General features: G+C 60.6%; 20 protein-coding genes. 3 read left to right on the top strand and 17 right to left on the bottom strand.

Going from position 1 to position 18891, the window contains the following annotated elements:
- Nucleotides 1–3: 3 nt before the first annotated feature.
- From P0111_11640 to P0111_11650, 3 genes are all read right to left on the bottom strand, one after another.
- On the bottom strand, nucleotides 4–462 hold the full coding sequence (locus P0111_11640; protein ID MDF0644678.1) for a hypothetical protein: 459 nt from the start codon (nucleotides 460–462) through the stop codon (nucleotides 4–6).
- Nucleotides 463–580: 118 nt separating this feature from the next.
- The gene (locus P0111_11645) at nucleotides 581–1015 is read right to left on the bottom strand and encodes a hypothetical protein (protein MDF0644679.1); all 435 of its coding nucleotides are present in this window, start codon (nucleotides 1013–1015) and stop codon (nucleotides 581–583) included.
- A gap of 155 nt (nucleotides 1016–1170) precedes the next feature.
- On the bottom strand, nucleotides 1171–2160 hold the full coding sequence (locus P0111_11650; GenBank protein MDF0644680.1) for a hypothetical protein: 990 nt from the start codon (nucleotides 2158–2160) through the stop codon (nucleotides 1171–1173).
- A 156-nt stretch (nucleotides 2161–2316) separates the two neighbouring features.
- On the opposite strand from P0111_11650, the gene P0111_11655 reads away from it, so the two are divergent.
- Both P0111_11655 and P0111_11660 read left to right on the top strand, forming a co-directional pair.
- Nucleotides 2317–2688, top strand: coding sequence for a hypothetical protein (locus tag P0111_11655; protein ID MDF0644681.1), 372 nt, complete (start codon nucleotides 2317–2319; stop codon nucleotides 2686–2688).
- Nucleotides 2689–2822: 134 nt separating this feature from the next.
- Nucleotides 2823–4313 (top strand): methyltransferase domain-containing protein, encoded by a 1491-nt coding sequence (locus P0111_11660; protein ID MDF0644682.1) that lies wholly within the window; start codon nucleotides 2823–2825, stop codon nucleotides 4311–4313.
- Between the two features lie 552 nt (nucleotides 4314–4865).
- On the opposite strand, the gene P0111_11665 is transcribed toward P0111_11660, so the two are convergent.
- The 4 genes from P0111_11665 to recG all read right to left on the bottom strand — a co-directional run bounded on the left by P0111_11665 (nucleotide 4866) and on the right by recG (nucleotide 9221).
- Entirely contained in the window at nucleotides 4866–5159 is a 294-nt protein-coding gene (locus tag P0111_11665) for a hypothetical protein (protein ID MDF0644683.1), read from the bottom strand.
- A gap of 85 nt (nucleotides 5160–5244) precedes the next feature.
- Nucleotides 5245–6219, bottom strand: a complete 975-nt coding sequence (locus P0111_11670; GenBank protein MDF0644684.1) for a Ppx/GppA phosphatase family protein — start codon at nucleotides 6217–6219, stop codon at nucleotides 5245–5247.
- A complete protein-coding gene (locus P0111_11675; protein ID MDF0644685.1) occupies nucleotides 6216–6539 on the bottom strand; it encodes a hypothetical protein in 324 nt (107 codons plus the stop codon). Before P0111_11675 ends, P0111_11670 begins: the two co-directional genes overlap by 4 nt.
- A gap of 84 nt (nucleotides 6540–6623) precedes the next feature.
- Entirely contained in the window at nucleotides 6624–9221 is a 2598-nt protein-coding gene (gene recG, locus P0111_11680) for an ATP-dependent DNA helicase RecG (GenBank protein MDF0644686.1), read from the bottom strand.
- Between the two features lie 88 nt (nucleotides 9222–9309).
- Between recG and P0111_11685 the strand changes: the two genes are divergently transcribed.
- Complete coding sequence (locus P0111_11685; GenBank protein MDF0644687.1) at nucleotides 9310–10740, top strand: peptidase MA family metallohydrolase; 1431 nt, start codon at nucleotides 9310–9312, stop codon at nucleotides 10738–10740.
- A 2-nt stretch (nucleotides 10741–10742) separates the two neighbouring features.
- Here P0111_11685 and P0111_11690 read toward each other — a convergent pair whose 3' ends face one another.
- The 10 genes from P0111_11690 to P0111_11735 all read right to left on the bottom strand — a co-directional run bounded on the left by P0111_11690 (nucleotide 10743) and on the right by P0111_11735 (nucleotide 18887).
- A complete protein-coding gene (locus tag P0111_11690; protein MDF0644688.1) occupies nucleotides 10743–11531 on the bottom strand; it encodes a hypothetical protein in 789 nt (262 codons plus the stop codon).
- A 275-nt stretch (nucleotides 11532–11806) separates the two neighbouring features.
- On the bottom strand, nucleotides 11807–12226 hold the full coding sequence (locus tag P0111_11695) for a DUF393 domain-containing protein (GenBank protein MDF0644689.1): 420 nt from the start codon (nucleotides 12224–12226) through the stop codon (nucleotides 11807–11809).
- A 381-nt stretch (nucleotides 12227–12607) separates the two neighbouring features.
- Nucleotides 12608–13663 (bottom strand): methyltransferase, encoded by a 1056-nt coding sequence (locus P0111_11700; protein MDF0644690.1) that lies wholly within the window; start codon nucleotides 13661–13663, stop codon nucleotides 12608–12610.
- Nucleotides 13660–14097 carry a hypothetical protein gene (locus P0111_11705; GenBank protein ID MDF0644691.1) on the bottom strand — a complete coding sequence of 146 codons (438 nt, stop codon included), beginning with the start codon at nucleotides 14095–14097 and terminating at the stop codon, nucleotides 13660–13662. Before P0111_11705 ends, P0111_11700 begins: the two co-directional genes overlap by 4 nt.
- Nucleotides 14090–14902 carry a tetratricopeptide repeat protein gene (locus tag P0111_11710; GenBank protein MDF0644692.1) on the bottom strand — a complete coding sequence of 271 codons (813 nt, stop codon included), beginning with the start codon at nucleotides 14900–14902 and terminating at the stop codon, nucleotides 14090–14092. The genes P0111_11705 and P0111_11710 overlap by 8 nt, the downstream gene beginning before the upstream one ends.
- Nucleotides 14899–15504, bottom strand: coding sequence for a hypothetical protein (locus P0111_11715; protein MDF0644693.1), 606 nt, complete (start codon nucleotides 15502–15504; stop codon nucleotides 14899–14901). Before P0111_11715 ends, P0111_11710 begins: the two co-directional genes overlap by 4 nt.
- A 97-nt stretch (nucleotides 15505–15601) precedes the next feature.
- Nucleotides 15602–15841 (bottom strand): hypothetical protein, encoded by a 240-nt coding sequence (locus tag P0111_11720; GenBank protein MDF0644694.1) that lies wholly within the window; start codon nucleotides 15839–15841, stop codon nucleotides 15602–15604.
- Between the two features lie 30 nt (nucleotides 15842–15871).
- Complete coding sequence (locus tag P0111_11725; GenBank protein MDF0644695.1) at nucleotides 15872–16408, bottom strand: TlpA disulfide reductase family protein; 537 nt, start codon at nucleotides 16406–16408, stop codon at nucleotides 15872–15874.
- A gap of 149 nt (nucleotides 16409–16557) precedes the next feature.
- Complete coding sequence (locus P0111_11730) at nucleotides 16558–17853, bottom strand: nucleotidyltransferase family protein (GenBank protein MDF0644696.1); 1296 nt, start codon at nucleotides 17851–17853, stop codon at nucleotides 16558–16560.
- On the bottom strand, nucleotides 17850–18887 hold the full coding sequence (locus P0111_11735; protein ID MDF0644697.1) for a sterol desaturase family protein: 1038 nt from the start codon (nucleotides 18885–18887) through the stop codon (nucleotides 17850–17852). Before P0111_11735 ends, P0111_11730 begins: the two co-directional genes overlap by 4 nt.
- Nucleotides 18888–18891: the final 4 nt, after the last annotated feature.

The following is an 18891-nucleotide window of genomic DNA, read 5'->3' on the forward strand; positions in this document are numbered from 1 at the left end:
CCGTTACGCGCCGAGCCCGTCGGGCAATTTGCCGGCGATCGCGTCGAACTCCGATTGGGTCACGCGATGCATTCCGAGGCTGAGCCGGCGCGCCAGTTCCGCCTGATCCGGAATCTGCAGCACCTCCAGGAGAACCGCCTGGCTCGCCGTCGAAGGCAGGGCTCGACGGCGAATGTCTTCGATCCGCACGTAGCCGAACCGCGCTTCCGCCCGTAACTCATCCTTGAGAAAGTCGTCCAGTTCGGCGAAGTCCCGCACGGGCGGCACGATCGTGAACTCGGCGCATAAGCCGATCTTCAGCGCGTAGACCAGCCCGCGAGAGTGCGGTGCAAGATAGGTCTGGAGGTTCGTCCGGATCAGCGAACTGCAGAGTCCCCAGACCCCTTTCGAGAGTTGGATCTCCGCGCTTTCCTGGGATGTTCGTTCGCGCAGGGCTCCCGCGATGAACAGAAAATGACTCACCTCGCGTCTCCTCGTCTAATGACCGCCTGAGGGGAGAGACCAGGCGGGCGGCAATTAGGGCCAGCGGAGTGCGCGAGACCAGGGAGCGATCACCAAAGCCGACATGATCCGGCACCGATCAATGGGTGCGGTAATCGTCGGAGTCGTCCAACAGATCTTCCGACTTCTCGAGATAATCGACCTCTTCTTCGTCATCGTCGAGCGTGAGGTCTTCTTCCATGTCCTCTTCCATCTCGCCGTCGCCGCCCATCTCCAACTCGTCGTCGCCCATGTCGTCATCGTCGAGTTCCGGTGCTTTCGGCGCGACGGCCGGCGGCACCTTCGACGACACCGGTTTTTTGATCTCCTCATCCACGCCGGGCTTAACCGGCTTCTTTGTCGGAGGCGTTGCCGGTTTGGGAGCGGGAACCGCCTTCCGTGCAGGCTTTTTACCGGACGGTTTGACTCTGGCAGAGAGCCTTTTCACGGACGATTTCTTCGCGGGTTTCTTCGCCGCGCTCTTGCCGCTTGCCTTCATTTTCTTCTTCGTCGAATGTTTTTTCGCTTTTGCCATTGAATGATTCCTCCACCCCCGCGAATGCTGACCTGGGTTCCATCTAGCATGAACGCTCGGCGTCTTGCAACGGCCTGTTGCAGTCGTCGAGCCGGAATGACATATCACCCCTCACATGACGCCTCAGCCATAGGAAGTTCGCCCTTCCAAGCCGCTCACGGACCGACCCAGACGGAAGTGATGGCTGGTGCGCTTTCGGCACCCTTGACGCGGTCGGGGCCGGCCATGTCGATCACGGTCAAAGAAAATTGGAACAGCTTGCGCTCGGAAACTTTCGGCGCCACAAAGGTCGCCTTGACCTCGTCCACGCTCGACAAGGGCACGCGCGGTCCCCTGAGCTGTCGCCATTCATATCGCAATGGATCTCCGTCTGGATCACGACTCCGTAGGCCGTCCAAGACCACCAGTTGACCGGACCGGACCTGCAATTCCCGCTCAAGCGCCGCGACTGGCGGGCGATTCGGACTGGAATCTGCGGCCACCACGACCTGGATCGTCCCCACCTTCCCTTGATTCTCGACTCTGACCTGGGCGCGTCCGTTGCCGGTCACCCTCAGAATCCCCGCGTCGTCCACGGAGACCACTTCCTCGTTCGATGACTGGAATCGACTCCCGGACGACGGCCCCGTGAGCGAGCGCGCGATCCCGTCGTCGAATTGACCGACGACTGGCACAGGAATCCGCTTCCCGATCGTGTCGAGTCGCCACGGTCGCTGGACGGAAAACTCGATGGACGTCAGCGGAACGTCGGGCTTGACCTGCACGATCACCTCGTCGAAGTCCTCAGCCGTCCCCAACCGCCCTCTGGTCACTTCGCCGATGGCCAGTAGGCGCATGGCTCCGATTGCTTCGCTTGGGATTTCAAGCTGGCCGGAAAACGGCGTACCGTCGGCCGTAGCCGTGAACCGGGCCGGAGACGCCTGGTGAGAAGCCACGGGCTCCTCGTCCAGCCGATACCAGTAATAGCGAATGGTCCGGATGCTGACATCGGTTCCGCCTTGTACGGTCACCGCCACGTTGCCGCCGGACCGAAGCACCGCATATTCCATCGGCTCCGTGAGGGTAAACGCATCGGCGATTCCCGAGGCGGCACCGAAGATCAGCACGCCGGCGAACAGCCTCACTCTCCCTGCACGATGTGCCACAGGCTGAGTCATATTGGTTCTCACGCTGTGTGTGTAGCCCTCAGGAGAATCGTATAATTGCCCGTGCGGGTCAAGACATGGGGTTCGGGCGGGATATGCCCTCCCTTGATCGGCATGGTACAATGGTTATACTTTAGAAATGGTCGAGGCTACCGTATGAGACTGCACATCTTCATCAGCTTGGTTGTGTTGGCCCTCGTGGGAGCGGGTCCGACTACGGCCACCGCCCCTTATACGTCCATCATCATCGACAACGGCTCGCCTTACTTTGTACCGAAATCCGCCACCATCTCCAGCGGGGCTCCCGTCAGATGGGAAAACCCGACCCCGGCGGAGCATACGATCACCCATACCGGATGTATGGAGGACGGTGCGTCCTGTGCCTTCGACTCCGGTCTCGTACTCCCCAACGACAGCTTCACGATCTCAGGTCTTGCCCCAGGGAAATATCCCTACATTTGCCGCGTGCACCCGATCATGTTTGGGATCCTGACCGTTACCGACTCACAACAGCCTTCCCACCTGTGAACGACTGACCGACCTCGGTCTTCCAACCGACATGGACATCCTCCGCCATCGGCAGCGGAACCGCCTGCTGGCGCATCTTGCGGGATGCGCGCGTCCTCATGTAGGCTGCGACGCTCCAACTGGAATCCTCATCCATGAAACCCGCCGTCGCCCTCCACGAACCACGTTCCCTTGATGGAGAGACCCGCGCGCTCCTGTCCTGGCACGTTCCCGACCTGGTCGCCTATCAGCACAGTGAGGACGAATGGTGGTTCGCCCCGCTCGACGACAATCTGCCGATTGTCCGGCTCAATCGCACCGGCCTTGAAATGCTCAAGTCGATGAACGGACATACCACCGTCGGCGCGCTGCTGGAGAAGTACGGCGAGAGAGTCTGCGGCCCCGACGGGGAGCCGGGCCGGTGGCACCTGGAACGCTGGTCTCTGCCCACCTATTCCTTGTGCTTCTACGGGACCGAACCTCCGGGTGGACATCGACACAAGGCCAAATGGGATGTGCTGCTCCAGCAAATCCGAGAGGGATGGTCCGGCCAGGACGAGTTTGAAGGCGAGGAGCATCTCGAGGACTTTCACGTGCATGGGCTCAACGACGGCGGAGAGGACGACGGTCACTTCGATCTGATCGAAACGACCGTCTCCCACCTCTTCCGGGAGTCGAACGAGACGCTGAACGGCCTTTCCTACGGGCGGCTGCTGATGCAGAAGCTGCGCCGGCTCGGCTGGTTCAGCCCCAAACCCAAGGTGCTGGTGGAGATCGGCGGCGGACTGGGCTATGTGGCGCGAGATCTGGGTAAAGAGCTTCTGCCCTTTGAGAAACAGGGCGTGAAGTACCTGTCCGTCGACATCACCAAGCCCTTTCTGAAACGACAGCTGGTCCGCGCGGCGGAAGGAGGCTGGTCCTGTACCGGCGCCCGCGCAAACGGGGAATTCCTACCGTTCAAGGATAATTCCGTCGACCTCGTCATCGACAACGAAAACATGGCGGACATGACGCCGGTCAAACTCACCAGGCAGGAATTGATATCGGGCACGGGGGAGACCGCGCAGCATCAGGAAGCGCTTGATTGGATCAGACGCGCGCGGCTTCCCATCGAAAACGATCCGCCCGATGAGGTTATCTTCAACCTCGGCCCCTTTCGGTTCGTGGCGGAACTGTGGCGTGTGCTGAAACCGGGAGGAAAGGCGTTCTTAACCGAATTCGGCATCGAAGAGGGCTGGCCGGCGCCGGTGAAACTCCCGGGCCATACCGAATACGAAGTGCAGTACGGCCACCTACGCCAAGCCGTGCGGTGGCTGGGGTTCCAGGAGCAATACCTCACGCTCCCGCAGTTCCTTTCGATCAAGCCCGATACAAAGGTGCTCTGCACCGGCGCCGCCTATACGATCCAGCGATTCTGCGGGGCGATCCATCGGCCTTTCACCGTTCGGGCCTACACCGAACGGGAACTCAAGGAGGCCTTAGGGGAGATGTTCCCGCGATTGCAGGGCCTCCACTACCACGACGTGGCCGACCCGGCCTGGTTCGGCCTCCTCGATTTCAAAGTGTTGCTGCTGGAAAAACCCGGCGGCATGGTCAAATCAGCTTTCACCGAGCAGAAGGGATATCGCTGGTATTCACAGCGATAGGAACGGGGCTGGTCAGGTGCAAAATCAAGCAATGCTGGAGGGTCAATCTGGTTGATGTACGGAGATTGCCTCCAAGAGATCTTTGTAGCCCCAGTCGTGAGTCTGTTCGCCATCTGCTGTCGTTACGACGACACAGAGGGACGCACCATCTTTGCTGAGGGTAGCCTTGGCTAATATCGGCTGCGCTGTGGTGTCGCGTTCAGGACGAACGAGAACTCGAATCTCTTTACCAGGCTTGCAACTCTGAATTCGTGAGCAGTTCGATCTGTCTCGAAGATCGAGACCGTACTCTGGCGATTCAAATCGGCCACAACAGGTGAAATATCTTGTTGAGAATGGGCCCCTCCAGCGGGCGAGAGTCGCAGGTCATCTGAAGGAGGGACCGCTTGCCGAAGTATTTTGTGGAACAGCCACTTGGGAATGTCGCGTTTGTGCTGATGGCTGATCCGGACTCGCAGAATCGACCCATTCGGCAGGAACTTGCGCCAGGTCTCGTGTTCTCCTGAGCGGAGATGTTCGAATCCTGCGCGCGTGAGCGCGACGCGGAAATCGCTATATGTGAACGAGGCCATGCTTGATCTCGATCAAGGTCCGTAACTCCCAATCGGTCTTACAAGCGGCTATGGCCTCGACGTAGGGCACGTGGTGGGCTCGGTTAGGACTTGTGCTGTACCAATCATGCTCTCGAAGATATTCCTTTGCATAGTCCCGAATGGCCTCGATCAAATCTTTCAGTGCGGCATCGACTGTCGGTAGTTCCGTCACGAGGTCCAGCTCCGGGCACTTGGCACAATAGTGGCCGTTGTCCTTTGCAAACAAAACCGTCAGAAGGGGGTCAGCGACCATGATCCTGGGTTCCTTTGCCCGCCGACGGCCCGGCTTCGAAATTGCCATAACAGTTCCTCCAATAACCGAGAGTCTAGTCCACCAGCTACATGCGAGCAACTCCGGTCTGCATCTCTGTACACCGATTTCCCATCCGCCTCGCCAGATCAATCAGCACCCCTTCGCGCAATCCCAGATCGCTGACCAGGCAGCTGCCCGCCGCCAATGTGTCCATAATGGTTCGTAGCATGATCACGCCCGCGACGATGACGTCCTCGCGACCGCTCTCCAGTCCGGGAAAACCGACGCGGTCGGCCTTCCTCCTTGCGAGCAGTTGCTCCTCCAGGTCGCGGACGGCATCAAGACTGAGACGATAGTTGTGAATGCGCGCCGGCTCGTACGACGACAATTTCTGCGCCATGGCCGCCAACGAGGTAATGGTTCCGGCCGTCCCGACGAAGATGTGCTCCGGAGATCGCGGCATGTCCGCGACCGCGGCTTCCGTCTCTGGTCTGATCCAGTCGCGCGCTTCCTGAATTTCGGCGGCGGTCGGCGGATCGTGAACGAGTACCCGCTCGGAGAGTCGCACCACGCCGATATTGATCGATCTCACGACCGGCGGCTGCCCTGGACGATCAAGAATGAATTCCGTGCTGCCGCCGCCGATGTCGAGCGCCAGCATGTCGGCAACGCCATCCGGCAAGCCCGACCGAATGCCGAGCATCGTGCGCCGGGCTTCTTCCTCGCCGGTGATGACTTCGATGTCGAATCGCGTTTCGCGCTTCACACAATCGAGGAATTCCCGCCGATTGGCGGCATCACGTACGGCGCTCGTTGCCACGACGGCACAGCCGTCGACCCGGTAGCTGTCGATGACGTCACGCCATTCTTTCAGACAGTGTACGACTCGCTCCATCGCGGCGTCGTTGAGCCGTTTCGATCGATCGACGCCTTCGCCGAGCCGCAGGATACGGCGTTCCGAACGCAAGTTGCTGAGCGGCCCGTGGGACGGCAGGTCGGCGATCAGAAGGCGGCAGGTCAACGTACCGATGTCGATTCCGGCAAGACGCACCAGGCTCATTCGGGATTTCTGATTTCACGCATGTCGGCTTCGAGCTTCCGACCGGCATGCTTGAGTTGATGGATCTCGGCCACAAGCCTGCCGACCTCCGCATCGTGCAGCACGCGCTCAGCCGGCTCGCCCGCTTCCCGAAGATCCACCGCGCGCTCGCCCAGGTCGCGATAGAACTCGGTGAGCCGTTGATCGATTTTGCGCCCTTCCAGCCGCAGCCGCAGAAGTTCGGTTTCCTCCAGCGCGCGAGTGGCGGCCTGAGCCGTTCCCAGACGCAAGGTCGCCAGACCGGCTTTCAGATCATGCCTCAACCGTTGCAACAGTCCCATCGATTCTTCCTCTGACTACTCCTCTCCCTAGGATCCGTCTTCCACTTAAGCGGGTGACCTCGACTAGGGCAGGACCCGCGCTTCTCAACTCACCGATCCCAAATCCAACTTCTTTTCCCACCTCCGCATCATCGCGTCGCGCAACATGCGATAGGCCGGGGCGGCCAATGTCCGGTCGTTCCTCAACAAGGCGAACGCTTCCTGACGGGCCTGTTGAAGCAGATCCGCATCCCGTATCAGATTGGCCACGCGAAACTCCGGCACGCCCCACTGCCGATAGCCGAAGAACTCTCCGGGTCCGCGAATCCGCAGGTCTTCTTCGGCAATGACGAATCCATCGGCCGACCGGACCAATGCTTCCAACCGCTCCCCGGCTGCGGATGAAGAAGGCGGGGTAGCGGAGTGGCGAGGCAGGGTTGCAGCGTTACCCCGTTGACCCAGCACCCCCTTACCGCGTGGTATCCCGGAGGCCATAAGCAGACAATAGGATTGGTGTTCGCCGCGCCCCACCCGTCCCCGTAATTGATGAAGCTGCGCCAATCCGAAACGCTCGGCATGCTCGATCAGCATGACTGTGGCATTGGGGACGTCGACCCCGACTTCGACGACGGTCGTCGAGACCAGGACTTGAACCTTGCCCTTCGTGAAGTCCTCCATCGTCCGGTCCTTGTCCGTCGATTTCATCCGGCCATGGAGAACCGCCACATGGAATTCGGACAACTCCTCCGTGCGGAGCCGATCAGCGCCTTGGATGGCCGCCTGCAGATCGACCTTCTCCGATTCCTCGACGAGCGGGTAGACCACATAGGCCTGGCGGCCCGAACGCACTTCATCCTTCAGGATCTGATAGGCGCGCCTTCGTTGCGACTCCTGATAGAGGAACGTGCGGACCGGCCTGCGACCTGGGGGCAATTGATCGATGACCGAGACGTCGAGATCTCCATAGACGGTCATGGCCAAGGTTCTCGGGATGGGAGTGGCCGTCAGGACCAGCACATCCGGAGCATATCCCTTCTCGGCCAGGGTCTTCCGCTGCAGCACACCGAACCGGTGCTGCTCGTCGATCACCACCAACGCCAACTTGGGGAATGTGACACCTTGCTGAATCAATGCATGCGTTCCGATCGCCACCTGCACCGAACCCGACGCGACTCGTTCACGCGCAGCCTTTCGTTCGTTCGCGCGCCCGCCTCCGCTGATCAGCGCCACCGACAACCCGACCGATTCCAGCAGGTGCTTCAGCGCCCGATAGTGTTGCTCCGCCAGAATTTCCGTGGGGACCATCAGCGCGGCCTGATATCCGGACCCGCAGGCAAGGACCATCGCGTGCAGCGCCACCATCGTCTTCCCGCATCCCACATCTCCCTGGACCAATCGGTTCATCGGCCTCGAGGACGTCATATCCGCGACAATATCGCCGATAACCCGCTGCTGCGCCGCCGTCAGCTTGAATGGAATGCGTCGTGACAACTTGCCGAGGAGCGCCGTCTTGGAGTCACAACGCATGGGCTTGCGCTCCTCCTTGAGGGCGCCCTGTCGCACCGCAAGCGCCAACTGCAAAAGGAGGAGTTCTTCGAACGCGAGCCGGCGATGCGCGGGCGTTCGTCCCTGCTCGAGTGCGGGCAAGGGCGTGCCCGGCCTGGGGAAGTGAACCTCTTCGACCGCCTGGTCGATCGGCGGCAATCGATACCGGGCTCGCATCGCGGTCGGAAGAATATCCTGCATCCCAGCCGCATAAGCGTCGAGCAATCCTTTCGTCAACAGCCGCATTTGCCTCGACGTCCAGCCCTTCGTTTCATGGTAGATCGGCACAATCCGCCCCACATGCACCGGCGCTTCTACGTCGGACCCGACGACTTCGTATTGGGACACATCCATTCTGGTGTCCACCCAACCCCGCGCCCCCGCGACGACGCGGCCAGTCAGCAGCACCGTGACGCCCACGGCAAGAACCGGCTCCAGGAAGGGCTGGTTGAAGAACACCGCCTGCATGCGACCGGTCCGGTCTTCCACGAAAATGTCCAAAATGCTGAGTCGCCGATGCCGGGCGCGTCTGGCCTCGCTGCGCACGATGATGCCGCAAATCGAAGCGTCCATCCCGGGCGCGAGTTGCCCGATCGGTGTGATGACGGACCGATCCTCGTATCGCCAAGGAATGGTCCATAGGGCCTGCTCGACCGTTTCGATTCCAAACCGCTGGAGCAATGAGGTGCGTTTGGGACCGACCCCCTTCACGAACCGGATGGGGACAGACCACAGCGCGCCGCGCAGCCCGCCGCCCCCACCGGAAGGCGCCGTCGGGGCGATAGGCACCTCGGCGGCGGAATCCCGGTGATGCATCGCACGCAAGGTCTGCACGATCGCAGCGGCCTCACACAGCCGGCGCTGCTGGTCGGCGGTCGAGAGCTTCCGATGTTCCGTGTCGAAGATCTCCCGCAACTTCAGAAGAGAGGCTTCGACCGCTCGAGGATACGACTGCCGCGACAAGGTCCGCGAGACCTGGTCGGTCACGAAGCTGTCGAGATTCTTGATTATGGGGAGACAGGCACCGGCATCGCGGGTAGCGAACGCGATCGGACGCGCCAGCCGGTCCAGCCATCGCTGGAAGGACTCGGAAGATTCGTCCTCGGCAGAGCGCCACATGTCGGCGAGGATCGTATCACAGGCCCAGGGTGGGCTCAACGACGGCGGCTTGAGGATTTGCCGACAGTTCTTTGCCGCATGATTGTCGGGTGTTAGACTCAGGGCACATCGAGAAAACCGTCAACTCATGTATCGCCGAAACATCTCGCATCTACTCTATAAGGTCGCGCTCATCGTGGTCTTGATCATCCTCTACGGAGCATGGTTCAAGCCCACCTACCTGCAGCGACCGCCCAGCCAAACTCCGGATATACAAAAGGCGGAGGCGAACCCCTCGCCGGAGACCAGGCCTCCTGCCGAGCCGGTCGAACCGCCCCCCAAACAGACGCGGCTCATCGATCACAGCGTGGTTCCCCGAACCAAACATCAGGATATCTTGGCCGCCATCCGCGACGACCTGGAGAAGGGAGATTTCGCCGCAGCCGCGTCGAAGCTGGAGAATCTTTCCTCTTCAACCACCAACGACCCCGGCGTCCGACCGTATGTCGCCGTCCTCTGGAACAACGTCGGAATCGAACAGGAAAAGACCGGTGGTACCAAGGAGTCTGTTCAGACGTTCAAGCGGGCCGCTTCCCTGGACCCCAAAAATCCGGTGATCCAACTGAATCTGGCCCACGCCTATTGGGAGCTGCGGGACCCGGCCATGACGATGGAGTTTCTCGACAAGCTGATCTCCCTGGCACCGGACGAACCGTTTCCCCACCTGGCCATGGCGGAACTCCTCCAGGAACGGGACCGCTTGAAGGAAGCGGCCCGGCACCTCGACCAAGCGACGCAACGCGCCGCAAAAGATCCGGCAGTACAATCCTATCTGCGGACCGTGGCCGCCAAAGTGCGGAAGACGGACCACGCGGAGGAGCAGTTGTCCAGCCGAGAAAGCGCGCACTTCATCGTCAAGTTCGACGGGCAGGCGGATCAGGCCACGTGGACAACGGTGCAGGACATTCTCGAAGAGGCCTACCGGGAGATCGGCCAACGGCTCGGACATTTCCCGTCGAAGCCGGTCGTCGTGGTGCTGCAGACGGAGGCGGCCTTTCAAGGCGCGACCGGCAGTCCGGTATGGGCGGACGGATTGTTCGATCCGGTCTTAGGCCGAATTCAGATCCCCTCTCAAGGAGCCCTGACGGATCGAGTCTGGCTCACCAGGGTGCTCCGGCACGAGTTCGCCCATGCGGTGCTTCACGACTTACAGGGGCGCAGCGGCAGCGCCATTCCCACATGGCTGAACGAAGGACTCGCCATGCAGCTTGCCGGTGAGCAGTGGTCGGAAATTCAACCGGTGAAACACCAGGAGGTCGCCCTTATTCCGTTGACCGCGCTGGAAGGAGGCTGGGGCAATCTGCCGACCGAAACCGCGTCGGTCGCGTACCTGGAGGCAAGCTCCGCCGTCCATTACATGATCGATCGTTACGGCCTGCACGGAGTCAATCAGCTGTTGGCCCATCTCAAGGCCAGACAGACACTCAGCGCGGCCATGCAATCGCAACTGTCCCTGTCCTACGAACAGTTCCAATCACGCTGGGCCGAGCGGTTCAAAGGGGAACTCGCCAAAGGGTAGGATCAGATCTCTTCTCGGCTCCCGGAATCCGGGGGGCCGACAAACCACTGGGGGATGACTCCGGCCCCCTCCTCCCTCGGTTCAGCCGAGGGGCTTTCTTCAGTCGCTTCGGCGACCTGATCTTCCCAGAGCAATCGCCGCCCGGGCCCGTCGAACATTCGGATCCGAAAATCGACATCATGGAGATCGATCTGCCGCAGGCTTGAGAGGGCCCGATTGACTCGCTCCGGACGGACACCCGCGCCCTCCGTCGAGAATTGATCGAACCACATCAGCCGTCCGGTGTCCCGATCGAGCACCCGGAGCAGGAACAACGGCTGACCCGTGGGATCGCTCTTTTGAGCAACCTGAGTCACCGTCCCATGGGGTCGAACCGCGACCGCGGCCGGAACCGCTTCTCCTGCCGGTCCGCTCACATTCAAATTCAGACGGCCTTCCCAGAGAAACTTCCCGTCCGCGGCGTCATAGACGCGCAGCATGAATTCTGAAAGCCCATCGGCCCCGATTCCGACCCCTCCGGCGACGATGCGCTCCCGCGACTGTGGAGCAGTAGTCTGTCGATCTTCCTTGATGTCGAGCTCATAGGATTCATCGGAGAGGATTTCCCCGGACTCCGCATCATACGTCTTGACGGTAATCATCGACGATTCGGCCGTTTGCACCCCGAACCCGGCCGCGACGGTCTTTCTGAGTTTCGACGAGTGCGGCTCGGTACGGTCCGCACCGTCGGCCTCGAACGGCAGAGCAACCAAGAACAGAGGGAACATCACAGACAGCGTAACCAGCGTCATCAAACCCGCGCCTCGACCTTGGGCAAGCCTGCGTCCCGTCCTCCGACAACGAGCCGGTGCCGGCACGGGAAACCTTGGCTCTGATTCCCGGAGCGACGGCACTGTGAGCGACAACCGTGTGAAGAGCATGAGCTTCGATCCTCCTTGCCCGGCAGTGTCCCAGCAAGAGGCCCAAGGGTAAATTCCTCGGTATAGGCAAGCAACCCCCAAAAGGAGGGGGTATGAATTTGAACAGATGTGTACCAGTTGTTGAGACGATGCCGGGCAGGGAGCTGTCAGGTATGAGGGGAGGAACCCCGACGCGGCGACTGGGCCTCGCCGAAGAGTCTGTATCGGTGCCTGGCGACAATGGCATACAGCAGACGGGCGAACGGCTTGACCAGCGGCAGACGGAAGAATCCGGCCAGGAAAGGCCCACCCTTCAAAGCGGGAAGGAACGGCAGGAAGGCATCGAGTCCTCTGGTGATCTTGCCCCTCGAATCAACAAGAAACGCGACCTCCGGACGTCCAGGCCGATAGGCCTCGCGCAGCAGTCGCCTAGCCTCCTCGTCGTCATAGGGAACCATCCGAAGGGGCGATTCTGGCCCTCCGACCTCCAACCGTTCAAGTTGATTCTTGGCCGCAACGCAGAAACGGCAATGGCCGTCATACACCAGGGTGCAGCCGGCCAATCCGTTGCCGGTCGATCGCTTCATACCTTCCTTCCTCCGCACGCCACCCTAGCAGCAGACGCACGCAAGGACAAGCGCCTGTTGCCCCTGCAAGAGGGTATGCGTATGATCGGCGTATGCGTGCGGCACTGACAGCCGTCTTGGCTGGTCTGCTCCTGATCGGAATTGAAACCCGCCGTGCGATGACGGGCGCGAACCTGCTCGATCGAAGCTTCGTGCCTTGGGATCTGTTCTTGATCGTGATCCCGCCGGCCCTGATTGGCTTGGTCTGGACCAAATGGAATTGGCCTGGAATGGCTTGCGTGATCTATGGAACGGTCGGGCTTGCCCTGGACCTGGCCACCCTGACAGGATCGGCGGATTCCCAGGCTCGGTTCGCGTCATTGAACTGGTTGAGCGGTTGCTTCAACCTCTTGTTGATCGTCGCCGGCTGGCACGCGTTCGTGCGATCGCTCTGGGAACCCGGGCCTCCAAAACCCCTCCCTCCCAATCCTCCTGTGCCTTCTTCAACTTCAACAACCTGACATCCTCGAACCCGGCTGCTTTCAACCAGGCGGTGACGTCGGCTGCGCGATAGGTATCCCCGGTTTCGGTGAACAAGAGCATGGATAGGGCGAATAGGCTGGCATCCTCGGGAAGAAGCCCTTCCCGATCATGAAGGAAGGCGTCTTGGACAAGGAGGCGACCGCCGGGATTCAACGCCGCCTTGATCCGCCGAAAGACAGCCTGGTTCTGCTCCGGAGAATAAATGTGCACGACGTTCGAAAACCACACGACGTCGTAGCTGCGGGGAATCGGATCACTCAACAGGTCCAGCGGCAGGCATGACAGTCTTGCGCCGGACTTGTGGCTTCGGGCGATGGTCTTCGCCACTTCGAGCGCGGCGGGACGATCACAGACCGTCGCCCGCAGCCCTCGGTTTCTGGCGAGGAACGCCAACGCATATGTCCCCGGTCCCCCGCCGAGATCCAGCAGCGATTTCGCTCCTTTGAGCGAAATACCGGCGGCTAGACGCGGTGCGAGATCCATCGTACGTTGATGCATGGCCCAGGTGAATCGTGAGCGATAGTCCGGCTCCTCGGGCTCGTCGTGGTCGACAGGTTTTCCGGTTCGCACCGACTCAGTCAAATCCGCCCAATCGCGCCACTGATCGGCAAGCAGGTCGATATAGCTGCCTCGATAAGCGGGATGGTCGCCGTTCAACAGAGTCAGACCCAACCGGCCGCTCCGGTACCGCTCTCCCTTCTTTATGAGCAGTCCGGCCATGGCCAAATTCCGGCAGAGCATCGTCACTCCCCGTTCGCTGACCTTGAGCGATCGGGCTAATTGGGGCGGAGTCCAGGTCGAGGAGTCCATGACCGTGAAGAGTTTCAGTTCGAGGGCGGTGAGAATGATCCGCGGAAGACGATACCCGGCAAGAAGGTCGCGGAACTCGGAAAAGGTCGCCGGCGCCCTCATCATGTCGCTCCGCCGATTTGCCGCCGGCACCAGCGGATCAGATCCTCCACTTTGGCAAGGTTATGAAAGTCCACCGGCCGTTCGAACGTCACCGCCACATATTCATCATTCATCTCGGATTGCTCCGAGAATCCGGACTGTAAAAGAAGGCCCCTGAATTTCGACACCGCCGGCTGAATGAAGTATTTCGCCTGCTTGGCGATCTCGTCCGTGCCCAGATCCTCCGGAGTGCCGTCGGACATGAGGCTCATCACGTCATCCATCGCCACTCCGTACTGACAAAGCACCTTCCCTTCCGGCTTGAGTTCCAACAGCCAGCCGTCGTCTCCCAGATCCAGCGCCAACGCACCGCCCGGCTCAAGCTCGTAGAGCTGGGGAAACGCCGCGTTCAACCTGGTCCGGGCTTCAGCCCAACCCGGCGATATCGGTTCACTCATGTGGTCCCCCGACAATTTCCCGTTCTCGTCGCTCACGGAGATCCCGCAGCCGCTTGGTGTTCTCGTTCAATTTCGGCAGCTGATATTTCCGGTCCATTTCCACCACCCGCTCCAGCAAGGCGACCGCTTCGCCAAGACGGCCGAGTTCCTCGTAGCACTGAGCCAGCACGTAGCGAGCGCCGCCCGCGCGGAGTTCGTCATGCGCCCGTTCCGCAATGGATTGGCTGGTTTGACAGCAAGCAATCGCGTCGTCATGACGGCGCTGCATCAAGAAGGTCCGCCCCATCATGCGCCAGGCATCGGCCGCACCGCCTGGATTCTCCAATCGGCGCATCAGCAGAAGCGAACGTTCATACCATCGGATCGCCTCATCGAATTGGCCGGTCTCCCTCGCGATCAGGCCGAGATCGGAATACAGAACCGCCTTGGCCGTCTCGTCGCGTGTCTTGGTCATCAAGTCCAACGCTTCAAGATAGTAGGCCCTCGCCCGCTCCCATTCTCCCGCGTCCGCGCGCAGGTTACCTAGATTGGCCAATGTCGTCCCGATCCCCTTCTCGTCGCCGAACACTTTCTGCAGTTCCAACACCTCCTGATAATAGTCCTGCGCCGCCTCTCGCCGGCCGCTGACCGCACAGATGTTGCCGAGATTGCCGAGCGTGGCCACCAAGGCCCGCTGGTCGCCGGTCATCCGATCGCATTCGAGCGCCTTGGCATAGCAGGTGTACGCCTCGGTATAGTGCCCGCGCGAGAAGTGTTCGTTCCCCTGCCGATTGAGCTCCTCCGACAAGCCGTTCTTGAGCATCATGGCGGCGAGTCCTTCAACGCCAACTCCACCGCCTGTTTCGCGCCGGTGAGAATCGAGACTCCGTCGCCGACCAAGAGCGCATCGAAGGTGTACTTCAACAGGCGCCGCAGCCCTTCCCGCGCCTTGGCGACATCGGCGTATTTCTCCGCAGCCAACAGACTCAGGACCCCGGCGGGCTTTCCGATCAACGCATCGCCGACGATGATGGTGCCCTTGCCCTGCGGAATGAACAGCGCCGACTCTCCGGGAGACTTTTGATCACTCAGCTGGACCGCCCACATTCCACCCGGCAGCAACTCTCCGTCCTTGAACGTTCTGGAGGGCTGAAGATCCATGTGTCCGGCATCCGCATCAGGCACCCATAACTGACATCGGAATTCATTTCTGCACGTTTCGGCCTCCCGCCGATGATCGCGATTCGTGACGACGATGTAATCGACGCCTCCTTGGCGGCGTATCAGCGTAGTCGCCTCCGCCGTCAGGGGAGGCGGATCCACGAGAATCTTGTGCTCGCCGATCGCCAGGAACAGTCCGTTGAAATCCAGCTGTTTCTCTTCGGAGAACCAGGACCATTGCCAGATGTCGCGAAGCAGTTGTTTCATGGAATACTCCGGATCACACGCCAAGCGGAATCTCTCTGGTAGGAGCCGGTGATGAACAGCTCGCGCGCATCAGACGGAAAGGACCCGTCTCAACGGCTCACAGCGCCGCAACCGCGTCCTTCAGGACCTTCGTGACTTTGGTTTCAATGCTCGGGTCGCTCGGTAGATCGATGATGTCGTCCTCGGGCAGCGTGATGAACTTCCGGTTCGACCCCTTCGTGAGGGAAATCAGAAACATGCTATTGGAGGGCGAGACGGGTATGACCACCTGCACGGCGGGATCAATGCCCTTGACCACCTCCAGAAACTTCTGCTTCCCGGCTTCAATCTCGTCCATAGAGCATCCCGCCTCCCGTCGGCCGTGTCGTTACATCTTGTGCCCGGACCCGGCCAATAGTTTTTCGACCTCGGCCACTATCACGTCGGCACCGGCCAGGTCCATGTTCCCGACGCGCTGCCAGCGAATCACTCCGTCTTGGTCGATGACGTACACGTTAGGGATGAACTTTCCCCCTCCGTAGAGCTTGTCCGTCACTTTTCCGGGATCCAGCAGATATGGATAGGTGACCTTGACGGGAAACGCCGAAAGAAACTCCCCGACATCCTTCTTTGAGTTGCCGGAGGAATTCACGCCGATCACCGCCACATTCTTCCCGTGGGTCGATTCGTACACTCTCTGAAGATTGGTGCCCTGCATCATGCAGGGATCACAGATATGGAACAACCCCAGGACCACGACCTTTCCCTTTTGCGACGCAAGGCCCACCGTGTCGCCGGTCAAGGCATTCAGCGTAAAGTCCGGCGCTTTCTCGCCCACCTTGAAGAATCCCGCCGCCAAGACTGCGTAGGAAACCACCATCGGAGCCGCCAGAGCGGCTGCTGCGATAAGGATGGAACGTTTCATAATGCCTCCCTTTCTTGAACAGTGCTTCGAGTTGAGTTCTGAGCAGGACAGCCTTGCCCAGGACTCAGCACCGAGCACTCAGGCCTTCTTGTGCGGCTATCCTACCACGCGGTTTTTTTGGGGAGCAACGTACGGAGACGCACGGAGGATCAGCACTGAAGATCAGCGGTTCGAGAACGGCCCGCTAGGCGGGCCATCCCTCGACGAGCCTGTTTGGCCAGGGGCAATCTGGCGGTCCATGACCGGAGAGGTTGCACCGTCCGCGCCAACCGCTGCAGAAATCGGCGCTGGCGGAACCATTCAGGTGGGTCATGGACCACGCGATGATCGTCGCGGCAGAGGGCGAGCGCGTAGCGCCACTGCTCCAGCCTAGTATCTTTCAGCGCATAATACAATGCCGGCCCATCGTGCTCGTCGATTCCGTCCTCCGGCTGGAAGAGCAGGCTTTTCGGCATGCGCGCCGCCAGGCCCAGTACGTCTGGGTCGGCCCGGACTGCCGCCCACAGGGCTGGAGGCAGCGCGGTATTCATCGTCTGCTGCGCCAGTCTCAATCCGAGCAGCAACATGCGCCGGCACTTCCATCCCTTCGCTGCTGACCATACCCGATCCCAGTCCAATGTTCGCGTCCGAATCAAGGCGGCCACGTCCACGATCCATTTCAGTCTCTCCCACGCGTGTTTCGAGCCGTGCACGCACAAAATGATCAGGAGTTCCTCGGGGGCGATGGTGCTGAGCCGTCCGCCGTCGACAGACAGGGAAACCTGCCGCTCCCAAATGTCGGATCGATCCAGCCGGAAAGAGAATTGCTCGTGGGCCATAACCCATTGCAGATCCACCAGCAGACGACTCGTCTCGTGCACGTAGAGATGATATGGTTCATCGTAGTGCGCGGCCTGAAATGACTCACGGGACTGACGCAGGGCCCGGTATCCATGAGCCGACAAGATCTTCTGCGCCTCGGCCAAGCGAGCTTGCGGCACGATGAAATCCAGATCGTCGAAATCTCGAAGATTCGCGTTTTCATATGCCATCGCGGCGAGAGTGGCGCCCTTGAACGGGATGGCCGGCAGGCCCCTCTGTTCGAATGCGCGGCTGATCCGGACCGTCTCGCGGGCCAAGGCTCCGTTCAGCAACATCCCGGCCTGCGTCACCCGGCGAAGCGCCGTCAACGTCGCGGGAGGAACTAGGTCCGCGCAGGTCGCGGTGATCGACCGCCACAGCAGCGGACCGACCCCATGAAACCGGGCGAGGTCGAGCACCAACGTCCAATTGAGCGACTCCAAGTCCGTTTCTCTCACACGCTGTCGAACCGGGTCGCTTAGCGACGCGCGGGCACACAGCAGGATGAATCTCGCCTCGGAAAACCGGGACGATGCCGCCGCCCTCTTCAATCCGGAGATCGAAGCGAGCGGGGTTTCTAACTGATCAGACGGTTCCTGCATCATCCCCTCCTGTTTTCCAAGCGCGCCGGGGTCTGAAACGCCCTCACGAACGGCAACAGATAGAGTCGGGACACAGAAGTGAATTCGTGACGGTCGGAACTAGGAAGCCCCACGTCCAACGTCTCCCGCTTCCCGGGTATGTATAACGTCCCAAACAGCGCATCCCAGACGGCCAGCTTCACCGCAAAGTTCTTGTTCCAATGATGCGCCGCCGCGCTGTGATGAATCTGATGGTGCGCCGGGCTCATGAATACTCGATTCAGGACCGGTCCGTAGGAAAACCAGAGGTGGGAATGCCGTAAGTGGGACCCCAAGATGCCGGAGAGAAACGTGAATATACTGACGCCGAACACCATGGTAATCCGCTGATCCTCCCCCAGGAGGTTCTGGTAAAAGACCGCGGTCATCCCCACGACGGGCGCTTGAACGGCCGCGAAGGTGAGAATCTCGACCGGATGCACCCGAAACGCCGTGACCGGCGTCAGCACCTCTGCGGAATGATGGACCCGATGAAACATCCACAGCAGCGGAATGCGGTGGAACAGCACGTGAGTCCAGTAATTGATAAAGTCGTGCAGCACGAAAAATCCGGCTGCCGCCGCCACGATCCCCGCTGGAGAGAGCACGCTCGGCGGCTTCCATCCCCAACCCCCGACCACAAGCGCCGTCATCGCTTTCGCTCCGAGCAGCCCGATGCCGGTCATGATCGGCATGTACAGCAAGAACTGAAGCACCAGATCGCAGACTCCGAATTGCCAATCGAGCCTCGTCGAGGGGTGCTGATACAGCTGCGCGGGAAACGCAAACTCGCCGAACGATCGGTCCCCTGCTGTTCCGTGGCGCTTGACCGCCGCGAACAGCATCCAGGCGATCACCAGGCTGGACACGAGATACGGCCAAGCAAGAGGGTGCGACAGATCCAGGAACACCGTCGGAATCTGTGAGACTGCCGCGAGCACGTTCGACCACGAGGACACCGCTCCCAACCCGTACTCCGTCGCCCGCTCGACGAACCATGTGATCGCTTCAATCGCCATCGAC

Origin of the sequence: Nitrospira sp. (assembly GCA_029194535.1) — a bacterium.
In the GTDB taxonomy this organism is placed as follows: domain Bacteria; phylum Nitrospirota; class Nitrospiria; order Nitrospirales; family Nitrospiraceae; genus Nitrospira_C.